A 19,315-nucleotide genomic window follows, 5' to 3' on the forward strand; every position below is an offset into this window, starting at 1 on the left:
GACTATAGCATAGCCTCAGCAAAGGGTAAAATGTCTGCTAGCAGCGTGGCGTCTGCTTCAACGGTATGTGCTGTAGGTACTTCTTGGGCTTTTCTCAAGTACCGTTGTGTTGCCCATGCACAATTATCTATGACGATATCATCGATTTTTCCATCTTTTTGACAATGCAGTGGGTTTGGATGTGCACATTGCTCAAACCATGCCTGAGCAAAATCGCCCCGTTGGCGTAAATCACTTTGTCGCTTAATCTGACTTACATGAACAGGTAAAGACGAAATAGGTATGGGCGGATAGCTATTGAGTGATTCGAGCAGCTTTTCTGTTTGGTCTGCAGTATCGACCGGCTCCTTAGAAAAGCTTACCGTTTCTTGTCGTGAAACGTGCATTGCTAGCAAGAGGGAAAAATCCGCTCCTTTAGACGCGGCTTCTGCCAATACACCATTCCATTCAAAAGAATCATTGAGGACGGAATGCGGTTGCGTGGGCGAAGATTGCATAGTGTTTTCACGTTTCAAGTGTTAGCTGGATCATATTCACTATCGACATTTTCCATAGAGACTTGAGAAATAAACGTTTTTAACTCAAGATTGAACTGAGCCGAACTACAAGCGTGGACTATGTCGGGATTCACATTTTCAGATAAAAAAGTACTTATCGTGGAAGACCAGCGCCCGTTTCTTGTGCTGTTGCGTGGCTTACTTAATGGACTAGGCGCCTCATCAGTGAAAACAGCACAACACGCTGAACAAGCCGTGGTACTGTGCAAACAGAACCAATTTGATATGGTTATTGCGGATTTGCATTACGGCAGCGACCGTAAAAATGGCTTTGAACTCATCGAAGAGATACGTACTAAAAAGTGGTTAAAGCCCAACGCCATTTTTCTTTTAATTAGTGCAGATACCGCAAGGCCTATCGTGATGGGCTCTATTGAACGACGTCCTGATGACTTTTTGGTAAAGCCTTTTTCACAAGCACAAATTAAATCGCGATTGATAAGAGCCTGGTTGAAGAGACAATTTCTCGCACCCGTCTATTTTGCAGTCAGCAAAGACCAAACAAGCCAAGCGATAGAAACCGCTCAATCCTTATTGTCCCAACCAAGCCAATACAAACGTCATTGCTTGCAGCTGCTAATCGAGCTTTATTGGAAAAATAACCAGCCTGAAAAAGCCATGCAGCTATTAAAAAATGATGAGAGCGGACAGCAGTCCTTGTGGTCGCAAATTGCTATGGGTAAAACGCTGATTGCACTTAAACAGTATGACGATGCAGGTACCTTGGCAGAACAACTTATTAAAAAAAACAAGTTTTGTGTGGAGGCGTACGATGTACTAGCCGAATCGCTATCAGCCAAACAAGAGGCAGAACTGGCGCTGGACACCATAAAGCAGGCGTTAAAAATCTCACCGTTCAGTCTGCAACGTCAATATGTCGCATGCAGAATAGCCAGGGAGCACGGTGATTACCCATTGGCATCTGATACCTGCTTTTCCATTTGGGAACTGTCTAAACGTTCTGTTCACCAATCTGCATCACACTGGTGCAGTTATATTCGCAGTCTATTGGATGCGGCACAATTTGCAGAAGATAAGCGAGGCAAAAACCGTTTCCAGCAAGAAGCACTGCTAGCGATGCAGCGCAGTAAATTTGATGAATCACTGGGACGACTTACGGATGAATTTGATTTTTCTATTTTCGAAGAGCTAGTGCATGCGCGTATAAATGCCATCGATGGTAAGCTCATTGAGGCAAAACGCAATTTGGCGCAATCCCAGTTTATCATTGACAAAAGTTACGAGACTTTCCCCGCAGTTTATGCGCCAGACAGTGTCTATACGCTTTTTCAAATTGGTGAATTTGAACAAGGTCAACAACTTATCAATCGCTTGTCATCTGAGCAAACTAAGCTTGACCCAAACAGCCAGTACGCCGTTGACCATGCCACCAAAGATGTTAGTGATGTGCACCAGGCATACCAAAGCCTTAACCAAAAAGGGATTTCACTTTATCAGGAAGGAAAATTTTCTGAAGCCAAAGAAACATTCCAGCAAGCACAGAAGCTGGCACCAGTAAACACGGGGGTTGCGCTCAACCTGTTACAATGTTTACTGAAGATGATGAATAATAAAACTAGCAATAAAGTAGATGCCAAACTGGTCGCAGAGTGTCGAAGCGTCTATAAGTTAATAGATGGCATGCCAATGGTGGGTCAGCATTTGGAGAAATACGATTCACTTAGTGAAGAATTAAAAGCCATACTGGATTAGGAATTATCATGCGGTCTTTCTATGCAACACTTGCAATATCATGCTCGGCGTTAACAGCTTGCTCTACCACCCCCCCTTGCGAGGATATTCTTGAAGTAAAACGGCAAGAGCAAGAATGTAAGCGCCTGTCTCAGGTCATCAATAACCCAAAAAACCCGCAACAGGCATTGACTGCTAGACAGCGCTTCGAAGCTGAATGCGAAAATTTACGTTACTACAGAGACGATTACGACACCATATGCAAAGGCTCCAATACACCAATTGGAAATGTTGAGACTAAACGCAAAGACCCATAACATTGGGCCACTATTGTGGTTCGACCTGGTTTACAACACGAACGATGCTCTACAGTGTGGGCATGAATTGTTGATTTTTCATCCATTCAGGCAGATGATATAAGTTCTCCTAGCAAGAGATCATATCTAGAGGTAATGGTGCGCCAGGAACTTTGTCGTTATTTTATCGCATTTACAATACTAGTCGTTGGCTGCAACCAAGCGTTGGCACAAAGTAATGAACCCCCTATAGAATTTTACTCAGAATTAGTGGCGCCTTATTACTGGCTTGATAAAAATAAAAAGCCACAAGGTGCTATGGTCGACTTAGCAATGGCATTGATTGATACCATTGGCAGAGAAGCCTCTTTGTCACATCTTCCCTGGGCCAGAGCTGTAGTAGAAGCCAAAAAGCGTCCAAACATTGTGTTGTTAACTGCTTTGCGCACCCCTAGTCGAGAACACGAGTTGCAATGGTTAGGCAAAGTAGGTCAGACTGATGCCTACTTGATTGGGCTAAAGGAACGGCAATACCCTCCCTTGAAAAATCTCGAACAAGCTAAATCTTTACGAATTGCTACCATTCGGGGTTACGGCTCAGCAGCATATTTGCTTGATAATGGTTTTGTCGAGGGCGAAAACCTTGAGCTGTTGGTAGGTATTGATCAGCTCTGGTCAATGCTATATCGCGAGCGTGTAGACGCCGTGCTGATGAACATGTCAACCAGTCCTTTTGAGATTATTGAAGCAGAGCTTGACCCAAACCTAATCAAGCCCTTACTGCACATCGATGAGCTGACCATTGATCTTGAAATGGCTACCGGCAACGCAACATCGCAAGCAACAGTACAACAGATACAGACGGCCCTGAAACACCTTAAAGACAAGGGCGTTTTTAGCGACATTATGAAGCGTTGGCGCTTGTAAGCGTTCTTCAGCATGAAACGCTCGTAATTACGCTGTTTGTAAATGCTGTGAGAAAAAATCGAGCGTTCTTTGCCAAGCAAGTTCAGCGTTTGCTTGGTCATAACGGGCTGTTGAATCATTGTGAAACCCGTGCTTTGCGTTGTCATACCGATGAATTATATAGTCAACACCCGCCTTTTTGAGGTCTTGCTCGTATTCAGGGTAGGTTTTGTTCACGCGTTCATCTAACTCTCCGAGTTGGATCATCAGCGGCGCCGTGATATTAGCCCTTAAAGATTTAGCCGCCGGCGTCCCGTAAAAGGGTACACCCGCAGACAGCAACGCACTGTCCACAGCCGCCAAGAAATTAACTATGTAGCCACCAAAACAAAAACCAACTGCACCGAGTTTTCCATTGCTCAGCGGGTGAGCCTTCAAAAAGCGGGCGGCGGCCAAAAAATCCTGCTCGATTTTTTGGCGGTCCAAACCACGTTGTAACTCTCTACCCTGATCATCATTTCCAGGATAACCACCAACGGGAAACAGTGCATCAGGCGCAAAGGCCATAAAGCCAGCTTTTGCAAGACGACGTGCAACATCTTTAATGTAAGGGTTTAATCCTCTGTTTTCATGGACCACTAATACGACAGGAAAAGGGCCGTTTCCTGCGGTGGGTTTGACCAAGTACCCCCTGCCTTTTTCGTGTCCGTCAGGAGAATCAAATGTCTCATAGGTGGCGTAAATATCACTATCGTTAAACGATACCTGTTCTGCTAAAGCATAGTTCGGCAATAAAGCACCGGTTAGCACACTCATTGAGTAACCGAGAGCAACCAAGCCCGTCAGCTTCTTCATGAAGGTGCGTCTGTCCATGCCACCGTGGGCGTAATCATCGTACCAGTCAAATGCTTCTTGAGGTATTTCAGGCCTGTTATCAGTCATGTGTATTACCAGCGTTATTTACTATTTAGTTAGTTGCATTTACGCGGGTTGCTTTCTATTAGTTCAATAAACTGACCGCCGTTCTAGCACAAAATCAAGCTGAACTGTTTGTCCCTTTGCTGTCACTGCCTGTCCATCTTCGAATTTGGGTGCATATCGCCATTCACTCAATGCGGCTATCGATTCATCTTCAAAACCTTTTCCGCCCTCAGAATCCAACACCTGAATATTTTCGACAAATCCCGTGGGCGATATGTCAAACGCCATTTTCACCATACCTTCTCGCATTCGGGTATTTTTGGGATATTGCGGGTGCACTCTGTAGAGAGGAACCGGTTTAATGTCATCATCCCATGGCGTCATTCTGCCTATCGCCATACAGTGTTCAGTGGCTTTTTCAGACTGCTCTTCCATTTCATACAAAGAGACAAGCTGCGCATGGGCTGCCAGCTCATAAGGATGTGTATAGTCTAGTGAGCCACGTAGAGTGCCGACCAGTGATTCAAATTTATCAATGGCTAAACGTGCCTTTTTGCCTGAATAGAGCTGCCCCAAGTAAAATTGTGTTTTTAACGTCCTGTTGTCACTTTCCCCGAACTTGTCCAAGAGCAAAGATTCAGTCGTCTCAGCGTACGCGATAACACGATTTCGTTTGAGGGGTAACTTTATACTACTGGACAAGATATTAATAACACCAAAATATAACTCAGGTGCTTGCTCAGGTTCTTTTTCAGACAACACCTCAGCCAGCCTGAAAAGTGTTTGCCCTTCATTTCTGTACGCTCGTTCTAAGGGCTTACCTTTACTGATACTGATTTTACTCATGCTTTTAAGCCGTTGCAGACGCAGTTCATAAACTTCCTGGGACTGCTCGCCGTGCAACGTGATAAAGGGGGTTAGAAGTGCATCATAGCTTTCAAGTGCTTGTTCATACTGGTTATTCAAAAGACGAGCGTTGCCCAGGTTGTATAGCAGGTTCAACGCGTTTTCACTGTCTGCACCAAATTTTTCAATACCTAGCTGATACGCTTGCTTTGCAAGCTCACTGGCTGTGGCGTGATCACCATTAGTATGGGCGGCCTGAAAGCGCTGATAGACACTGGAGAAATCGTTTGACGCTAACGCAAATGCAGAAAAGAGTACTAGATATAAAGAGAGTAAAGGTTTCATTATTCATCCTTGAAATTGCTTACCGTATGAACAGTATATACAAGATCAATTGAGTTTTAAATCCATCTGCCTTGCTATTATAAGCATCAACACTATTTTCTGACTCCAGTGTAACTGTGTTGTTCTTCCGACATGGCTTCATGACGTGTGTAGATATTGCTGTTAACTTGAAATCGAAAAATATACTGAAAGTTTTTGCTGTACCCTTCGGTCCTGTATTTGGAGGTAGCGTTTACGGCAAAACTATTAAGGCCGTTTAAAAGCGCCAAGAATTCAATGAATAGGTAGCGTAAGTTTGTCTTTTGCACGCAACCCATTTATAACAATACACTGGAATGTGCTCATCATGCGGTGCATTTCGAATGATCACTATTAGTACAAGCGTTGAATAGTATTACATCAGGAGTTTAACTATGAAAAAATCACTCGCAATTACCGCAGCATTGGCTACCGCAGTATCCATCGGCACAAGCGCACCTGTTATGGCTGACAAAGGCAAGAAAGAGAAGTGTTACGGCGTTTCTCTGGCAGGCCAGAATGATTGTGGAAACATTCAAGGTACACATAGCTGTGCCGGCCAGTCCACTGTAGATAACGACCCGGGTGAGTGGCGACTTGTCACCGCCGGACTGTGTGAAGAGCTTGGTGGTTTTGACCGTAAAACAGCGAAAAAGAAAGTGGCTGAAATGAAAGCCAAAAAAGCGAAAAAAGACGCTTAACAGTAAATAGGGCGTTGTAAAGTAACGCCCTGCTCTTCTCTGTTTACACCTATTACCCTCTGGAAATCACCTGTATGACATTATCGCCACAATCAGTAGGCGTAGGGCTTCGTCATGAGCACTATTATGATGCAATAGACACACCTGCTGATATTGATTTTGTAGAAGTGCATGCCGAAAACCTATTTATGCAAGGGGGAATAGTAAAAGACATTATGCATAAAGCTAGGCATCACTATGCCTTGAGTATTCATGCCACGTCACTGGGATTAGGCTCGGTAACAGCCCCCAGTGATCATGTTTTGGAACAATTAAAACAACTAGCCGATGAATTTTCACCCGAGCTTCTCTCTGACCACGCATGCTTCAATCGCGCCTATGTACATGGAAAGCAAATACACACAGGAGATCTTCTGCCGCTTCGCTATAATACAGAATCCTTAGATATTCTGGCCCGTCACGTGGACAAAGCTCAGGTAACGTTGCAGCGTCCTTTACTCATTGAAAACCTCTCTATTTATATCGAGCAGCCAAGCAATTCATTATCCGAATTCGCCTTTTTAGCACGTTTAAGCGAAAAGACAGGCTGCAAACTATTACTCGATCTGAACAATATTCTAGTGAATCAATACAACCGCTTTATTATGGCTGGGGAACCTTTTCCAGCATTTGATATTACCATGGCGCTTGATGAAATCGCGCCGATAAAAGCCGATATGATAGGAGAGATTCACCTTGCTGGCACCACGCCGGCAGCACCTGCAAAATTAATGATAGACGACCACGCCAGGACAGTATCAGATAGCTGCTGGGCCTTGTATCAAGCAGTCATAGAAGCTTATGGGCCAGCCCCTACCTTGATAGAGTGGGATCAAAACTTGCCGGCATGGGAAACCCTAGTGAGCCTTGCTCAACATGCCAAATCGATTCAACAGCAGGTGTTAATATGAGTGAATCAGACTACCAGCAAGCATTAGTGGCCGCCATTGTGTCTGAGCCTCCCCTAGAGGGTGGAACGGCCATATACAGAAATAACTGGATAGAAAACGCTCACCGTGCACTCAGTGTCAGCTTTCCTACGGTAAAAGCGTTGCTCGGAGAAAATAATTTTAGGCTGATCGTACGTTACGCTTGTGCCAAATCGCCCAAAACCGAATACGATTGGGGTGAGTGGGCACTAGACGAACTTCCAGCCATAATTGAAGCCACCCTTCATGAGCAGAAGCTGCTTGATACTATGGATTTTGTTGTAGACTGTGCAAAATTGGATGCTGCGTTATTTCGTTGCCAACGCAGTGTTGATCCTTTGTTAGACACTGCGTCATTATCTTTGTTGGAAAAGGCTCCGCCGGAATCCTTACGCCTCAATTTGGCTAACAAACAGTCACTGGTTACCTCGAACTATCCACTTAACGATCTGTATGATTTTGTTCATCGTCCGCTTGATGAGTCAGAATCACTGAAAGCACAAATCCAAAAAGCCAGAGACCGTGCCCAGCTTCGCTATTTTCTTGTATACCGCACTGATTTCAATCCTTTGATTAAGGCCTTGACTGAGGAAGAAGCCCAACTCCATCAGTTGGTCGTTAGTAAGACAGATGTCGCCACACTTTTTGAAAAGTGTACAGAAATGAAGGTTGATTTTTCCTCTTGGTTGGGTGAATCAATTGCAGAGAAACGCATTATTGGTATCAACCATATTGAGTCCAAATAAGGTTTATTTATGTTTAATCGAATCAGGTCTTTTCACAACTCAACAACCCTTCTAGTTGATTACCTGCAATCACCCGCCTTGCTGGCTGCGCGAGTGTATGTCGCCTGGGTATTTTTTAAATCTGGGCTGACAAAACTCAATGACTGGGATTCAACATTAATGCTGTTTGAATATGAATATGAAGTCCCCTTCCTGGATCATATGACGGCGGCTTATTTGGCAACAGGCGGAGAGCTGCTATTACCCGTGCTTTTTGCACTAGGCCTACTCAGTCGTTTCTCTGCCGCGGGGCTATTTATTATCAACTGGGTTGCGGTAATAAGTTTGGTCGATATGCCCCAAGCTGCTTTTAACCTTCATCTTATTTGGGCGGGATTAACCGGTTTAGTGTTTGCTTGGGGCGGCGGATTTTTAAGCGTTGATAAAAAGCTGAAGCTCAACTAAACCGCTTTTGGTGTGCGCTTTCCAAGTGCACATATCATTGAGCCTAGCATAACGAGCCCAGCGCCCACATAAGCCATTGCACTGACGTTGGGAACATAGAAAAGTGCCGGCCAGATAGCGTCGGCAATTTCACTGAATATAAAGGTAAACAAGGGAGTTGTTGATAATACTGCGCTAACCCGTGAAGCATCCCAAACACGCAAGGCCTCAGTAAACGCGCCATAGGCAACAAGCGTGTTGATACAACAAAAAAGCAAAGCCAACAATAGGCCTACACTGAGCTCGGAAACAGATCCCAGCTCACTAAAAGGCAGTAACATCAATGCCCCTACTAAGTACAAAAACACATTCAGTTGATTGGCGGAATACTGTTTCAGCAAGTTCTTTTGAAGTAATGCATAACTGGCCCATACCAACGCTGAAAAGGCAATAATAACAATTCCGATGGGCTGTTCTTTGTCAGAGGTAAGAATATCAGGTAACCGTTGTTGAAAGAAAAGCATCAGGCCAGTGATCAGCACAACAATGCCGGTCTTCTGTGTTTTGGTCAGTGATTCTTTAAAGAAAAAAACACCCCCAGCCATTAATGCAAAAGGCGCAATTTGCATCAGGATTTGCACACTACCCGGACTTAAATAAACCAACCCCAGCACATTCGTAACGTAGTTTAGAACCAACAAAAACGTGGTGAAAAACAGCATTGAGCGCCATTTAATAGGCATGTGTAAAACTGGCTTGAGCCGTCTTTGCGCAATGAGAATAAAAAGTACAACAACCCCCGCAAACACAAAGCGGTAAAACGTAATGGTACTACTGTCCATTTGTTTCAAACACAGGATCAAAAACAAGGGCAACACGCCCCACATTACTGCAGTAGTCAGTGAGAGAATAAGCCCTTTTGCGTAGTGATTTGTCTGTAGCGTTTCCGGTTGATTTGGGTGTGTGCTCAACTAGGTTTTTTCCATGAGATCATCAAGATCGCTGATAATATCGTTTATTTCCTCAATGAGCTTGCTTTTTTGTTTATCTGACAACGTCGATCCCAACTCTACCATTAACGCAATTGACTGCGCACGGTTCGCGTCTCTATTAACAGCATACTCCGGTGAACGATAGCTATCTGGATTAAGCATCATAGTGGTCAGTTGCTGCGCAAATTCTGGATTCGAATCACGGTTGGCAAATAATTGTCTGGCTTCGTTTTGGATCAGGCGTCGGTACGCTATCCAGTCATCACCCGTTGCAATAAACAGCGCCGCATATTTTTCAACAATACGCTTTTGCTCACTGCTCAACCTACCAATATTGTCCTCTATTTCGTCTGTAATACTCTCAATGCGTTTCTCGAGTCGTTTCTCAGGTCCGCCTTTACGGCGTTTAGCCATTCTTTTTTCTTGTTTTACGTTCTCTTTTTCCAGTGACGCGAACAAGTACGTAATTTGCTCTTCATTGATATCGAGAGCCATTTCCACCAATGCAGGCGTAACTTTCTCACGCACACGTTCAAAGTGCGCAGTACCTTGCTCCATATGTCGGGCAATAGTTTGCTCATCAAGATGACCATTTTTTATATCGTGCTTAATCGATTCCAATTGTGCCTTGTATTTACCTAACTCTTCCTGACGGTGCCACGTCATCCATTTGGCCACCTTGCTATCAAAAAATGCTTCTTGCTCATCGTTTAGCTCAATGTAATCGTCGAGATACCAGTACACCAACCAATCAAAATTGTTGTAGGCGAATTTTGTAGAACAACCCGTTAGGGTCAGCACTAAAATCAGACAAAAAACTTTTTTAAACATCAATTTAACCCGGCATTTTGCTTGAGCCATGAATAGGCTTTCTTTATCATCATTATTGGTTACGACAAAATTGCATAGCAAGGATTCATTTGTGACAAAAAATTTCGCTGTACTAAGCTCTGGCGGTGACGCACCGGGCATGAATGCTGCCGTCCGTGCAGTTGTCTTGGCTTGCGAAAGAGAAGGTGGCCAAGTGATAGGTTATCGCTATGGCTACAACGGCTTACTGTCACAATCATGCAGAAACCTTAATGCGAAAACGGTTCACAACCTGATTCAACAAGGTGGCACTGTACTGCACAGTGGTCGATGCCCTGAATTTAAATCTGAGCAAAGTGCTAAAACAGCGGCAGCTAACCTAAATGAAAAGGCCATCGATTGCCTCATTGTCATTGGCGGCGACGGTTCTTTTAGAGGTGCCGCGCATTTGTCTAAGTATTGGTCGGGCCAGGTGATAGGATTGCCCGGTACGATAGATAACGACATTCCAGGTACTGACGCCACTATAGGTTATTACACGGCTATCGAAACTGCGGTGACGTCAATCGATAAAGTCCGTGACACCGCTGACGCTTTTGAACGGCTCTTTCTTGTAGAAGTAATGGGCAGGCATGCCGGCTTTTTAGCATTAAAAGCCGCCATCGCATCAGCGTCGGATTACGTTATCTTGCCAGAGTTGTTTGAATCTGAAGACAAGAGTCTGAACGAGATAGAGTTGCAACTTCACAAACACAGAAAAGACGTTGAACATGACAGTTTTATCATCGTTGTGGCTGAAAATGTGTGGCCTGGCGGTTTAGACGCATTGTCTTCGTCATTGGCACAACGTACAGGTTCTGAAATTAGACCCGTTATATTGGGCCACGTGCAAAGGGGTGGTTCACCAGTATCCCAAGACCGAATACTGGCCACAAAATTAGGGTGTGAAGCGGTTCAGGCTGCCTATGATGGTGATAATTGCATTATGATTGGGGAGCAAAAAGGAGAACTCGTTAGAACGCCTTTGAGCGAAGTGTGCGACGCCAGTAAACCACTGACCGCTAGCACAGTCAAAACAATGAAACTATTACTGAACAATCGTTACGCGTAACCAATATTTGCTTTACCCATCTAGGATTGGCGTTTGCGCCGCTTTGCATTACTATTAAATCAATAGAATGATAAAACCGTTAAATCACTAATCAAGACAAAGGAGTGTGTTGTGCATGGTAGCGTTTCTATTTTCTGACCTTAATTGTGTATTCACTGTGGCACTGGGTATTGTTCTGGCCCTATCTATCGCTGAAAGCATTGGCTTTATTTTTGGCTTAGACTTACTTCATTTGAAACGCGATTCATCTCCTTTATCCCACGCTAAAAAGCCGCCTCACCCATCGTGGACATTGCGGCTTATTGTCTTACTGTCGATATTTGCTTTTGTCGGATACTTGATCACGTACTTATTCAGCACATTTATACCCCAAGTGGCTCATGCGGGGCTGACCGTGATGCTATCGCTTATCGTTAGTTTAGGCATGTTCTTATTGTTGCCCGCCTTATCGATGATCAATAAGGTTTCATCACAGGCCTTTGATAATAACAGCGTACCCTAACTATGCATTGCAGCTTTAACCTTATCCCGATGAGATCGCGATACCTTTAACTCGGTCTCGTTTTGCAGTATGAGGTGATATTCACCGCTTACATGACTCACCATTTTTTTCACAAAGTTAATATTAACAATAGCTGAACGGTGAACACGAACAAAAACATTGGGATTAAGCTCTTTTTCGAGCTCTTTCATTGTTTTTCGCATGATGTGCATACCCTCTTTAGCATGCACACACATGTAATCGCCGGCAGCATCAATCCACAATATACTGTCTACAGGTACACGGGTTACCTCAGAGCCGTCCTTAATAGCCATAGTGTCTGAATAAGGGCTAGATTCAACGGGCTCGTCGTTGGCTAACTTCTCTAGCACGTCAGTGGCAGATTGTCCTGTATACCCTGCAACCAAATTAATGAGCTTATCAGACTGCTCTGACTGGTTCTGCTGTTTGAGTGACGCTCTCACTCTGTCTAATGCTTCAGCAATGCGTTCGTCATCAGCAGGTTTGAGTAAATAGTCAAGGGCGTGAATTTCAAATGCCTTTATCGCATAGGCATCATAGGCTGTTACAAACAAAATAATAGGTAGCGTGGTCAGTGTTTTTTTCAATTCCGCAACTACCTGAAAGCCGTTTAGCTCAGGCATTTGAATATCGAGAAAAACCACATCGGGCAAATGCGTCATAATGGCATGCACGGCTTCTTGGCCGGTAGAGCACTCAGTGATAATTTCAATATCTTTGTGCTCTTCTAAACGATATCGCAACCCCTTTCTTGCAAGCGGTTCATCATCAACCACAATAACTTTGATTGTTCCCGAATTATTCTGCATCGTTCCTTTCCTTCACTTCATAGGGAATTCTTATTCTCACTCTAACTCCTTGCGGCTGATTATGCTCAATGGTGAAAGCAAAATTTCGATTATACAAGGAGTGCAGACGTTCTCTAATATTCACTAAACCCACGCCATTCTCGCGCTTGAGCTGGCCGTTCTTTATTTTAGCACCCGGCCCATTATCGGCCACATCTAACAATAAGTCGTGACCAAAGATTTTCGCTGAAATCTCTATTGCACCACCACCGGTCATTTTGGATATCGCATGCTTTATTGCATTTTCAATAATGGGTTGCAAAAGCAAACTCGGAACGAGCGCTTGTTCGCATTTTTCAGATACGTCCCACTGTACATTCAACCGGTCGTCAAAGCGCACTTTTTCAATTTCAAGATACAACCTTAACGCCTTTATTTCCTCACCCAATGGCACTTTTTTTATAGGGTCATTATCCAGTGAATAACGCAAGAAATCGCTCAAACGAGATACCATTTTTTCTGCGGTTTTATTCTCTTTCATCAAAACTAATGTAGAGATCGCATTCAAAGTATTAAACAAAAAATGGGGATTGAGCTGATACCGCAACATCTTTAAATGCGCCTGATGGGCCATGGTAGTTGCGGTAAGTGCATTTTGTTTTTCTTTTTGAAGCATTTGGTAGTTTTTAATACCAAAATAAAGCACAGCCCAACAACCAATAATCACAAAGGCATTGATTGTGCCATGAAAATAGTAAATCAGTTCTTCAGGCCGAAAGCCATGTTTGTAGATCTCCCAATAGTGGAAGTTTCTGGCCACCGCCCACAACAGCGAAACAGCATAGGTGGCAGCAAGAATGGTTAGCGCCATCTTGACCAAAGAATACTGACGACTGTGCTGAAAAACATAGCGAAGAGGTACTGTTAACACCCAGCCTGCTAATGAATTTAATAAAACGATAAACAGAAATATCGGACGGGGGTCGTTTAGAAACGACCCAATATAATAAATAATTGCCAGACCAAGCCAACCTAGCGTGTGAAGACCCCAAAACAGTCTTTCGTTGCTTTCAAACCATTTGTACCAACGACTCACGGACAAACTCTAATTAACTATGTTGAGTTCAGTATAACGTCAAATTTGGGCAGATAATGCGTGTTTACCGTACATGCACCTCGCTTTATCGCATAAAAGTGATTGCAGGTTGCTCAATAGGAAATGTTCATGCGCTTTAACCAATGCACCCACCACCAGGCAGGCCCCACAAGTAAGAAACGCAAATCCTCAAAGAATGAAGGCTTTTTACCTTCGATTTTATGCCCTATGAACTGCAACACCCACATCACCACAAACAGCGCCAAACAAAACTGCCAAACCACCACGCCATAAGACGCTAATAACGCAATGAACGCAAATGACGCGATAGACAATAATGTCATGGCTGCACCTATGGGCCCAGACAAACGAAAGTAATAATACAGTGTGGGTATGATAGCAATGTGAGCCCAAGTCACATCAAACTTAACCAGCCACGCTGGAACAGGAATGGACCAGATGAGTCCGAGTGTGACTAGAAATATGCTGGGAACAGCGATGGCATGAATAACAACGTTAGTCTTGTTTTGGTGACTTTCACCGTATTGTTGAAGGAGTTTTTCTATCTGTCTCATAACGTTTCCAATCGCAATTTTCGCCATAGTATTGTAAATAGAATGTAAACACAAAGCGCTTTTTTACATCACTTGCGCTTTTTTTAAATCTCTTTACATTACGCCATTAGTCTACACAGAAAGTTACGCTTATGATCACATATCAGGTATCACTCGCCTCAGTTTCTTTGCAAACGTTACATGTTTCAATGTCTATTCCGGCTTGCGGAGAAACCACCACGCTCACGTTACCAAGCTGGATCCCCGGTAGCTATAAAATACGCGACTTCGCAAAAAATATCGGTGAATTTACGGCCCTGTCTCAGGACAATACCCCTCTCACATGGCAAAAACTTGACAAACAAACCTGGCAAATAAATACGGAAGGTAAAGCCTGTACTGTTTATTACACGGTAGTGGCAAACGACTATTCAGTGCGGGGCGCTTTTATTAGTGATGAGTACGCCTTTTTTAATGGAACCAGTACTTTTCTTCAAGTAAAAGACCAGCCTGATATGCCCTACTCCATGCAGATAGACGAGAATTCAGCGCCCATGGGTTGGGAAACCTTTTCTTCCATGCCAGAGGTATGTGCCGATTACTATGAATTTATCGACCATCCCGTATATTGGGGAAAAGGCCAAGTAAAATCGTTTACGGTGAAGGGTGTCGACATTACTTTGCTTTTCTCGGGTACACACCCTTTGGATATTGATGCAATTTGTCAGGACTTGGCGCCCATCTGCGCGCACCACCTCACATTGTTTGGAGCCCCCTATCCTATTGAGAATTACCTCTTTATAACCTTACTTGCGGACACAGGCTACGGTGGACTTGAGCATCGCCATTCAACAGTATTGATGTACCCAAGATTCGATTTACCCATGAAGGGGGAAAATCGCTCTATATCCGACAATTACATCGATTTTTTAAGTTTGTGCAGTCATGAGTTCTTTCATACTTGGCACGTTAAACGCTTACGTCCTAGCGTTATGCTGCAACCTGATCTCAGTCGCGAAGTCTATACTCCTCAGCTTTGGATATATGAAGGGTTTACCAGTTTTTATGACGATCTGGCAGTGGCACGTGCTGGAAAAATGTCACCAGAACACTACTGCACTGTGCTCGGTCGCCATATAACGCGCTTATTGCATACACCGGGGCGTCATAAACAAAGTGTTGCAGCGTCAAGCTTTGAGGCCTGGACGCGCTTTTATCAACAGGATGCACACTCAAATAATCATATCGTCAGCTACTATACGAAAGGCGGGATTATCGCGTTGGGCTTAGACATCATTTTACGCGTGCGCTCGGATAACAAGGTGTCTATGGATATACTGATGCAAACCTTATGGAATATGGCTGGGCGCAGTGAGACTGGTAGCCAAGACGATATTATCCTCAACGCGTGTGATTCACTTAACGTAGAAGTACGAGATTACCTAGATAACGTGGTTGAAGGCACAGAAGATGTTGATCTTGACAGCCTTCTTCCCAAGATAGGCTTGAAACTCAACCTCAGACCGCGTTCGAATACTGCCGACAAAGGCGGTGTAAATAGCGAACAGCACCCAAAATACGACTTTGGGGTCACCCTCGCTGAAAATACAGGAATGGGTTGTAAGGTTACCCAACTACAAGAAAACAGTGCAGCTGATCATGCAGGTTTACAGGTAGGTGATATCGTAGTTGCTGTTGACGGCTGGGTAGCCAACGAAACCCTATGGAGACGCCTACTTACACAAAGTGAAGCAGAGTCCTTGAGCCTTTCAGTAGCGCGCCAAGGAAGACTGATAAACCTGCACATGCCAGTGCAACCCAGTAAGCATAGAGTGGCCTTTTTGACCATAGAAAACCGCGAACGTTATCTGTCTTGGCTAGGTCGTGATGAAGCTGAATAGTCAAGACCATCACGCTCAGGCACAAGCAATGCGGGGTCTAACCTGACCGACTTCCAGTTGATCCGCCAGTCGAGATGAGGGCCGGTGGATCTGCCACTGGACCCAACCTCGCCTATCTTTTGCCCCTGACTGACCGTTTCACCGACACCAACCGCAAAGCTATCTAAATGTAAAAAGGTAGAAAAGACACCTAAACCATGGTCAATAATTAATGTTGCGCCAGAGTAATACAGATCAGGGTCAGCTAAGGTGACGACACCCGACGCTGGTGCTACTACTGGAGTGCCTGTACTTGCTGCCAGGTCAATACCAAAATGCGGTCTACTGGGCTTGCCATTGAGTATTCTCTGACTGCCATAAACGCCGGTTATTACGCCGTCTGAAGGCCAAATAAACGAGTCAGTGAAACCACGCATAGTAGAAACTTCTGAACGTGCACGCCTAACGCGCTGTGCATCGTTGCGGATGCGCGCTAGTACCTCACTGGGCGGCGTGACTTTATTTTGATCCAGCCCATCAATACGCTGAATACGATAGGCTCTTTTTTGTATGTTTAACGTTTTTTCTGACCAAGTTTTTTCACCGGGTAATTGCCACTTAAGCAAATGTGTCAGCTTGTCGTCTCTGGAAAAACCAAAAACAAAATGTCCTTGTTCTGAAACATCAACACGCTGATCATTTAAGAAAAGGGTTGCTCCGGGAACAAGCGTCCCCCTGATCAGGCTACCTTGCAGATATTCGCCGTCTAATGTGAGTGCTTGGACATGGGTGTGTATCACAAAGACTATTGTGACCAATGAACAAAAAAGCCCTCGCCGACCTATCATCGGTTTTCAGCCCCCACGATAGCCCCCTTGCCAACACCTTCATAGGCAACCACACAAAAGTTGTCTTCAGGGAACATTACTCTCTGTTGGTCATAAATATATTGCGCAAGACATTCCACTGTGGAGTCGGATGCTATCACTTCGATACAAGCACTTGGCATCACTATTTCAAACCACCCCTGTGAGGCTTCATAGGCGTATGCACTGTAGCCGCTGCCGGGTACATCGAAGGTCATCGTTAATTCGTCGGCCGCAACGGAGTCGTCTTCAGACGCAATGTAAATATCCTGCCATCGCGTTGCCCAATATGCTTCACATGCCTCACTACGTTGACCATTTTTATAGATATCTATCTTTGAACGATGGCCATGCGCTATTCGTTGACAATTGCCGTCGTGCTTTTTCAGGCCATGGGTATAGTGATAAAAAGGCGTTGAAATCGTTTCTGTACGAAGGTGGAGGTGGATCCCTTCGACATTATCTGGCAAATGGGTAGCAATGATTTCTTTTAAATATTCACCCACCGACGCCATAGTCACGCTAGTTGCGTAAACAAACGCATATGCATCATCGGGACAGAATAGTGCAATCGTTCCTTTATTTTGTGTCTCAAAAACCACTTCTACTCTGTCGTCTACATCCCTTTTAATGGTGCATTTAGTATAATCTGCTGGGACTAACAGTTTGTGATCAACATAGTCATCAATCAGTCGTTTGAGATTTTTCTTAACTTTTGAAAAATCCTGGATCATGCTTTCTTCATTAAGTGCGCCATCTAGCACAACGTCAACAATCCAGCTTTCACCAACCATGCCTCGCTCAGAGCACAGGTAAGAAAAGTCCATTACCGTTAAATCATTAACAAACAGTTGCATATGTGTATAACCTATCCTTCGTTGTGGCTCTTGAGCGCTTTAGTAAGCTGATCTTTAAGGTTAGGTGGGACGCCCTTTATTGTCAGAGTATCTGTATTGACATCATAGTGTACACGTTCGCCCATGAGCTTTCTGTCAAATGCCACACTCACACCGCCGCCCTGTCCAGAAAATTTGGCCAGTTGGCGCAATGCCGATGGGTCTGGTGCAAAGCTGGGCTCAATAGGTGTCTCAAGGTTTTCAACAAACACCGAGAAATCGCTCTTGTTTGCCAAATCTGACGGTAAATGCGCAGATAGCTCTTTAATGGAAATTTCTTCGCCCTCGACGTGCTTCGATTTCATGTAGTCTTTTACCTGGTCCCTGTGCTGATGCTTTTCCGATGCATCAAGTACTTCTGTTGACAGGTATTCATCAACCGATGAAATTAACAATTTGTTTTGCTGCTTAACGTCGACTTGTTCCTCACACCCTACAAACTGCATAAAAAAGTCTGACACTTTGCGGCCCATTCGGCCTTTGATAAAACTGATGTAGCGGTTCTGTTCTGGTTGAATAGACAACTGAGTCAGATCCAGTTTAACCGCAAGCTGCATGCGAGCCAGGTCAAGGTGCTCCTTTGACGATAGCTCCAAGGCGCTATTTACCTCAATGTGCTCTCGGGTGTTAAGTAAACCAATCATTAAATACTGAGTTGCCAGGTATTCATAATGCGCAAACACCAAGAAGCCAGTTTCGACCGTATTGGTGTCTAATAACGCTTTAATCAACAGCGTTCCAGCCTCTACACTGAAGCCATGGAATGCTGCGTCGCTTTCTGTCTCTTCCGACTGGGCACGCATAAATTGACGCAAGCTTTGTGCAAAAGCTTGATTATCGTCGGAAAAGCACCCCACGCCCTTTCCTGGTTTGCTATTAAAGCTATGGTTAAGCTGATGACAGAAGGCATCCAAAGCCAACGAAGGAGAAAGACAGGCTTCTCTAGGAACCAGGGTTAACTTTTCGTTGTTGTCCATACCAATCTGGTGAACAACAAAATGATGAACCTGCATACTCATGGGTACGTTTTACTACTCCGGCATAAAAAAATCAGCGCTGTGGTATTTTGCAAAAGCGCATGACATAAAACTTGGCTGGCATTATGCCATAAGTCAGGCATATAATCGCCGTAATCTTTTCTAAACACTTGATTTTCCATGCCACAAAAAAGCAAATACACAAACGATGATGTTGAACGCATCATGAATGAGATTTTAGTTGTATTAGAAAGCAACAAAGCCAATAAGGATCTATCCTTAATGGTGTTGGGGAATGTGGTAAGTCATGTGTTCAATCAACATGTTGCGCCAGCGCAAAGAGCTGAGCTAGCGCAGGCATTTTCTGCTATTTTACAAAAAACGTTAGATAAAGAATAAAGAC

22 protein-coding genes are annotated in these 19,315 nt (G+C 44.2%); 11 read left to right on the forward strand and 11 right to left on the reverse strand.

What is annotated here, in order from left to right; all coding sequences use genetic code 11:
• Positions 1 to 2 precede the first annotated feature (2 nt).
• Positions 3 to 497, reverse strand: coding sequence for a VC2046/SO_2500 family protein (locus tag DRW07_RS08400; RefSeq protein ID WP_124027425.1), 495 nt, complete (start codon positions 495 to 497; stop codon positions 3 to 5).
• A 120-nt stretch (positions 498 to 617) separates the two neighbouring features.
• Here DRW07_RS08400 and DRW07_RS08405 point away from each other — a divergent pair, with 120 nt between their 5' ends.
• From DRW07_RS08405 to DRW07_RS08415, 3 genes are all read left to right on the forward strand, one after another.
• Positions 618 to 2,270, forward strand: a complete 1,653-nt coding sequence (locus DRW07_RS08405) for a response regulator (protein WP_124027426.1) — start codon at positions 618 to 620, stop codon at positions 2,268 to 2,270.
• An 8-nt stretch (positions 2,271 to 2,278) separates the two neighbouring features.
• A complete protein-coding gene (locus DRW07_RS08410; protein WP_124027427.1) occupies positions 2,279 to 2,566 on the forward strand; it encodes a hypothetical protein in 288 nt (95 codons plus the stop codon).
• A gap of 135 nt (positions 2,567 to 2,701) precedes the next feature.
• Positions 2,702 to 3,472 carry a substrate-binding periplasmic protein gene (locus DRW07_RS08415; RefSeq protein ID WP_124027428.1) on the forward strand — a complete coding sequence of 257 codons (771 nt, stop codon included), beginning with the start codon at positions 2,702 to 2,704 and terminating at the stop codon, positions 3,470 to 3,472.
• Positions 3,473 to 3,499: 27 nt separating this feature from the next.
• Here the strand turns inward: DRW07_RS08415 and DRW07_RS08420 are convergent, their stop codons facing one another.
• Both DRW07_RS08420 and DRW07_RS08425 read right to left on the reverse strand, forming a co-directional pair.
• Entirely contained in the window at positions 3,500 to 4,393 is an 894-nt protein-coding gene (locus tag DRW07_RS08420) for a dienelactone hydrolase family protein (protein ID WP_124027429.1), read from the reverse strand.
• 63 nt (positions 4,394 to 4,456) lie between these two features.
• Positions 4,457 to 5,563 carry a TonB family protein gene (locus tag DRW07_RS08425; RefSeq protein ID WP_124027430.1) on the reverse strand — a complete coding sequence of 369 codons (1,107 nt, stop codon included), beginning with the start codon at positions 5,561 to 5,563 and terminating at the stop codon, positions 4,457 to 4,459.
• 413 nt (positions 5,564 to 5,976) lie between these two features.
• Between DRW07_RS08425 and DRW07_RS08430 the strand changes: the two genes are divergently transcribed.
• The 4 genes from DRW07_RS08430 to DRW07_RS08445 all read left to right on the forward strand — a co-directional run bounded on the left by DRW07_RS08430 (position 5,977) and on the right by DRW07_RS08445 (position 8,440).
• Positions 5,977 to 6,282, forward strand: a complete 306-nt coding sequence (locus tag DRW07_RS08430) for a BufA1 family periplasmic bufferin-type metallophore (RefSeq protein ID WP_124027431.1) — start codon at positions 5,977 to 5,979, stop codon at positions 6,280 to 6,282.
• 74 nt (positions 6,283 to 6,356) lie between these two features.
• Positions 6,357 to 7,232 (forward strand): MbnB/TglH/ChrH family RiPP precursor modification enzyme, encoded by an 876-nt coding sequence (locus DRW07_RS08435; protein ID WP_124027432.1) that lies wholly within the window; start codon positions 6,357 to 6,359, stop codon positions 7,230 to 7,232.
• The gene (locus DRW07_RS08440; protein WP_165870450.1) at positions 7,229 to 7,996 is read left to right on the forward strand and encodes an HvfC/BufC family peptide modification chaperone; all 768 of its coding nucleotides are present in this window, start codon (positions 7,229 to 7,231) and stop codon (positions 7,994 to 7,996) included. Before DRW07_RS08435 ends, DRW07_RS08440 begins: the two co-directional genes overlap by 4 nt.
• A 9-nt stretch (positions 7,997 to 8,005) precedes the next feature.
• Positions 8,006 to 8,440 carry a DoxX family protein gene (locus tag DRW07_RS08445; RefSeq protein WP_124027434.1) on the forward strand — a complete coding sequence of 145 codons (435 nt, stop codon included), beginning with the start codon at positions 8,006 to 8,008 and terminating at the stop codon, positions 8,438 to 8,440.
• Here DRW07_RS08445 and DRW07_RS08450 read toward each other — a convergent pair.
• Complete coding sequence (locus DRW07_RS08450) at positions 8,437 to 9,390, reverse strand: DMT family transporter (RefSeq protein WP_124027435.1); 954 nt, start codon at positions 9,388 to 9,390, stop codon at positions 8,437 to 8,439. The genes DRW07_RS08445 and DRW07_RS08450 overlap by 4 nt on opposite strands.
• Positions 9,391 to 10,242, reverse strand: a complete 852-nt coding sequence (locus DRW07_RS08455) for a DUF6279 family lipoprotein (protein ID WP_124027436.1) — start codon at positions 10,240 to 10,242, stop codon at positions 9,391 to 9,393.
• Between the two features lie 91 nt (positions 10,243 to 10,333).
• Between DRW07_RS08455 and DRW07_RS08460 the strand changes: the two genes are divergently transcribed.
• Positions 10,334 to 11,332, forward strand: a complete 999-nt coding sequence (locus tag DRW07_RS08460) for an ATP-dependent 6-phosphofructokinase (RefSeq protein ID WP_124027437.1) — start codon at positions 10,334 to 10,336, stop codon at positions 11,330 to 11,332.
• 115 nt (positions 11,333 to 11,447) lie between these two features.
• A complete protein-coding gene (locus tag DRW07_RS08465; RefSeq protein WP_124027438.1) occupies positions 11,448 to 11,834 on the forward strand; it encodes a hypothetical protein in 387 nt (128 codons plus the stop codon).
• On the opposite strand, the gene DRW07_RS08470 is transcribed toward DRW07_RS08465, so the two are convergent.
• From DRW07_RS08470 to DRW07_RS08480, 3 genes are all read right to left on the reverse strand, one after another.
• On the reverse strand, positions 11,831 to 12,664 hold the full coding sequence (locus tag DRW07_RS08470; RefSeq protein ID WP_124027439.1) for a LytR/AlgR family response regulator transcription factor: 834 nt from the start codon (positions 12,662 to 12,664) through the stop codon (positions 11,831 to 11,833). The genes DRW07_RS08465 and DRW07_RS08470 overlap by 4 nt on opposite strands.
• Positions 12,654 to 13,739, reverse strand: a complete 1,086-nt coding sequence (locus DRW07_RS08475; protein WP_124027440.1) for a sensor histidine kinase — start codon at positions 13,737 to 13,739, stop codon at positions 12,654 to 12,656. Before DRW07_RS08475 ends, DRW07_RS08470 begins: the two co-directional genes overlap by 11 nt.
• 113 nt (positions 13,740 to 13,852) lie before the next feature.
• Entirely contained in the window at positions 13,853 to 14,314 is a 462-nt protein-coding gene (locus DRW07_RS08480) for an Mpo1 family 2-hydroxy fatty acid dioxygenase (protein WP_124027441.1), read from the reverse strand.
• 131 nt (positions 14,315 to 14,445) lie between these two features.
• On the opposite strand from DRW07_RS08480, the gene DRW07_RS08485 reads away from it, so the two are divergent.
• Positions 14,446 to 16,194: a M61 family metallopeptidase gene (locus DRW07_RS08485; RefSeq protein WP_124027442.1), complete on the forward strand. Its 1,749-nt coding sequence runs from the start codon at positions 14,446 to 14,448 to the stop codon at positions 16,192 to 16,194.
• Here the strand turns inward: DRW07_RS08485 and DRW07_RS08490 are convergent.
• The 3 genes from DRW07_RS08490 to yejK are packed head-to-tail and all read right to left on the reverse strand — an operon-like array spanning position 16,158 to position 18,954.
• Positions 16,158 to 16,973: a M23 family metallopeptidase gene (locus DRW07_RS08490; protein WP_338067756.1), complete on the reverse strand. Its 816-nt coding sequence runs from the start codon at positions 16,971 to 16,973 to the stop codon at positions 16,158 to 16,160. The two genes, DRW07_RS08485 and DRW07_RS08490, sit on opposite strands and share 37 nt — an antisense overlap.
• A gap of 44 nt (positions 16,974 to 17,017) precedes the next feature.
• Positions 17,018 to 17,896 carry a 6-carboxytetrahydropterin synthase gene (locus tag DRW07_RS08495; protein ID WP_124027444.1) on the reverse strand — a complete coding sequence of 293 codons (879 nt, stop codon included), beginning with the start codon at positions 17,894 to 17,896 and terminating at the stop codon, positions 17,018 to 17,020.
• Between the two features lie 11 nt (positions 17,897 to 17,907).
• Entirely contained in the window at positions 17,908 to 18,954 is a 1,047-nt protein-coding gene (gene yejK, locus DRW07_RS08500; RefSeq protein ID WP_124027445.1) for a nucleoid-associated protein YejK, read from the reverse strand.
• A gap of 138 nt (positions 18,955 to 19,092) precedes the next feature.
• Between yejK and DRW07_RS08505 the strand changes: the two genes are divergently transcribed.
• Positions 19,093 to 19,311 carry a YejL family protein gene (locus DRW07_RS08505; protein ID WP_124027446.1) on the forward strand — a complete coding sequence of 73 codons (219 nt, stop codon included), beginning with the start codon at positions 19,093 to 19,095 and terminating at the stop codon, positions 19,309 to 19,311.
• Positions 19,312 to 19,315: the final 4 nt, after the last annotated feature.

The organism is Paralteromonas sediminis (assembly GCF_003820355.1).
Lineage (GTDB): Bacteria > Pseudomonadota > Gammaproteobacteria > Enterobacterales > Alteromonadaceae > Alteromonas_F > Alteromonas_F sediminis.

What these genes read in the sequence shown, in the direction of transcription:
- DRW07_RS08400 (WP_124027425.1), bottom strand. Translation starts at nt 497, where the DNA reads ATGCAATCTTCGCCCACGCAACCGCATTCCGTCCTCAATGATTCTTTT.
- DRW07_RS08405 (WP_124027426.1), top strand. Translation starts at nt 618, where the DNA reads ATGTCGGGATTCACATTTTCAGATAAAAAAGTACTTATCGTGGAAGAC.
- DRW07_RS08410 (WP_124027427.1), top strand. Translation starts at nt 2,279, where the DNA reads ATGCGGTCTTTCTATGCAACACTTGCAATATCATGCTCGGCGTTAACA.
- DRW07_RS08415 (WP_124027428.1), top strand. Translation starts at nt 2,702, where the DNA reads ATGGTGCGCCAGGAACTTTGTCGTTATTTTATCGCATTTACAATACTA.
- DRW07_RS08420 (WP_124027429.1), bottom strand. Translation starts at nt 4,393, where the DNA reads ATGACTGATAACAGGCCTGAAATACCTCAAGAAGCATTTGACTGGTAC.
- DRW07_RS08425 (WP_124027430.1), bottom strand. Translation starts at nt 5,563, where the DNA reads ATGAAACCTTTACTCTCTTTATATCTAGTACTCTTTTCTGCATTTGCG.
- DRW07_RS08430 (WP_124027431.1), top strand. Translation starts at nt 5,977, where the DNA reads ATGAAAAAATCACTCGCAATTACCGCAGCATTGGCTACCGCAGTATCC.
- DRW07_RS08435 (WP_124027432.1), top strand. Translation starts at nt 6,357, where the DNA reads ATGACATTATCGCCACAATCAGTAGGCGTAGGGCTTCGTCATGAGCAC.
- DRW07_RS08440 (WP_165870450.1), top strand. Translation starts at nt 7,229, where the DNA reads ATGAGTGAATCAGACTACCAGCAAGCATTAGTGGCCGCCATTGTGTCT.
- DRW07_RS08445 (WP_124027434.1), top strand. Translation starts at nt 8,006, where the DNA reads ATGTTTAATCGAATCAGGTCTTTTCACAACTCAACAACCCTTCTAGTT.
- DRW07_RS08455 (WP_124027436.1), bottom strand. Translation starts at nt 10,242, where the DNA reads ATGTTTAAAAAAGTTTTTTGTCTGATTTTAGTGCTGACCCTAACGGGT.
- DRW07_RS08465 (WP_124027438.1), top strand. Translation starts at nt 11,448, where the DNA reads ATGGTAGCGTTTCTATTTTCTGACCTTAATTGTGTATTCACTGTGGCA.
- DRW07_RS08470 (WP_124027439.1), bottom strand. Translation starts at nt 12,664, where the DNA reads ATGCAGAATAATTCGGGAACAATCAAAGTTATTGTGGTTGATGATGAA.
- DRW07_RS08480 (WP_124027441.1), bottom strand. Translation starts at nt 14,314, where the DNA reads ATGAGACAGATAGAAAAACTCCTTCAACAATACGGTGAAAGTCACCAA.
- DRW07_RS08485 (WP_124027442.1), top strand. Translation starts at nt 14,446, where the DNA reads ATGATCACATATCAGGTATCACTCGCCTCAGTTTCTTTGCAAACGTTA.
- DRW07_RS08495 (WP_124027444.1), bottom strand. Translation starts at nt 17,896, where the DNA reads ATGCAACTGTTTGTTAATGATTTAACGGTAATGGACTTTTCTTACCTG.
- yejK (WP_124027445.1), bottom strand. Translation starts at nt 18,954, where the DNA reads ATGAGTATGCAGGTTCATCATTTTGTTGTTCACCAGATTGGTATGGAC.
- DRW07_RS08505 (WP_124027446.1), top strand. Translation starts at nt 19,093, where the DNA reads ATGCCACAAAAAAGCAAATACACAAACGATGATGTTGAACGCATCATG.